General features: G+C 70.7%; 1 protein-coding gene. It reads right to left on the bottom strand.

Annotated features, from left to right (window positions below):
• Nucleotides 1–1,913 (bottom strand): 1-deoxy-D-xylulose-5-phosphate synthase (dxs, locus tag HLH21_RS16785; RefSeq protein WP_182944890.1); only part of this gene is annotated, 1,913 nt, incomplete at its 3' end.

Here is a 1,913-nt window from a genome sequence, read left to right as displayed (position 1 = left end):
CCCAGGGCGTGAAGCGCGGTATGGGCGATGGCGGCGGCGTCGAGTCCGGCCTCGTGATACTGGGCGTCCTGGGTGTTGTGGTCGATGAAGCGGTCGGGCAGGGTCATGGGGCGGAAGCGGACGGTGTCGAGCAGGCCGGTGCGGGCCAGATGGTGCATGACATAGGCGCCGAACCCGCCCTCGGCGCCGTCCTCGACGGTCAGCAGCACGGCGTGGTTGCGGGCGAGCTGTTCGATCAGCGCGGTGTCCAGCGGCTTGGCGAAGCGGGCGTCGGCCACGGTGGGGGGCAGGCCCCCTGCGGCCAGCATGTCGGCGGCCTTCAGGACCTCGGCCAGGCGGGCGCCCAGCGACAGGATGGCGATCCCGCCCTTTTCGCGTCCGGCCTGGCGGCCCATTTCGCGCACCATGCGGCCGCGCCCGATCTCCAGCACCGTGCCTTCCTCGGGCAGGGCCAGGCCCAGCCCGTTGCCGCGCGGATAGCGCAGCGCGATCGGCCCGGCGTCGAAGGCGCAGGCCGTGGCGGTCATGTGCAGCAGTTCCAGCTCGTCGCTGGGGGCCATGATGGTCATGCCCGGCAGGCAGCCCAGGTAGTTGATGTCGAACGACCCCGCATGGGTGGCGCCGTCGGCGCCGACCAGGCCGGCGCGGTCGATGGCGAAGCGCACCGGCAGGTTCTGCAGCACCACGTCATGCATCACCTGGTCGTAGGCGCGCTGCAGGAAGGTGGAATAGATGGCGCAGAACGGCCGCAGCCCTTCGGTCGCCATGCCGGCGGCGAAGGTCACGGCATGCTGTTCGGCGATGCCGACATCGAAGAAGCGGTCGGGGCAGGCGCGGGCGAAAGCGTCCAGCCCGGTGCCCGAGGGCATGGCCGCGGTGACCGCGACGATAGCGTCGTCCAGCTTCGCCCGGCGCACCAGTTCGCGGCTGAAGACCGAGGTGTAGCTTGGCGGGCCCGGGGGGGCCTTCTTCTGCTCGCCGGTGACGACGTTGAACCTGGCGACGGCGTGATACTTGTCCCCCGCCGATTCGGCCGGGCGGTAGCCGCGTCCCTTCTCGGTGATGACATGCAGCAGGATCGGGCCCTTGTCGTCGGCGTCGCGCAGGTTACGCAGGATGGGCACCAGCTGGGTCATGTCGTGCCCGTCGACGGGGCCGACGTAGTAGAAGCCCAGCTCCTCGAACAGGGTGCCGCCGGTAATCATGCCGCGGGCATATTCCTCGGCCTTCTTGGCGGTGCGCTCCAGCCGTTCGGGCAGGCGGCGGGCGACCTTGCCGGCCAGGTCGCGCAGGCCCAGGAACTGGCGCGAGGACATCAGCCGCGACAGGTAGTTCGACATCGCGCCGACCGGGGGGGCGATCGACATCTCGTTGTCGTTCAGCACCACGATCAGGCGCGAGGCGCCGGGGCCGGCGACCGAGGCGTTGTTCATCGCCTCGTAGGCCATGCCGGCCGAGATCGAGCCGTCGCCGATGACGGCGATGACGTTGCGTTCGCGGTACGAGGGGTCGTGTTCGGCGCGCAGGTGGTGGGCGACGGCCATGCCCAGCCCGGCCGAGATCGAGGTCGAGGAATGGGCGGCGCCGAACGGGTCGTATTCGCTCTCGCTGCGGCGGGTGAAGCCCGACAGGCCGCCGGGCTGGCGCAGGGTGCGGATGCGATCGCGCCGGCCGGTCAGGATCTTGTGCGGGTAGGCCTGGTGGCCGACATCCCAGATCACCCGGTCGGCCGGGGTGTCGAACACCGCGTGCAGCGCCACCGTCAGCTCCACCACGCCCAGCGACGCGCCCAGATGGCCGCCCGTCGTCGAGACCGCGTCCACCGTCTCGGCCCGCAGTTCCTCGGCCAGCTGCTTCAGCTGCTCCACCGACAGGTTCCGCAGGTCCGCCGGATAGGCCACCCGGTCCAGCAA

The sequence above is a fragment of the Gluconacetobacter johannae genome (genome assembly GCF_014174305.1).
GTDB classification, from domain to species: Bacteria; Pseudomonadota; Alphaproteobacteria; order Acetobacterales; family Acetobacteraceae; genus Gluconacetobacter; species Gluconacetobacter johannae.
The sequence above is the reverse complement of the archived record's forward strand: the minus strand, read 5'-3'. Positions and strand labels throughout refer to the sequence as shown.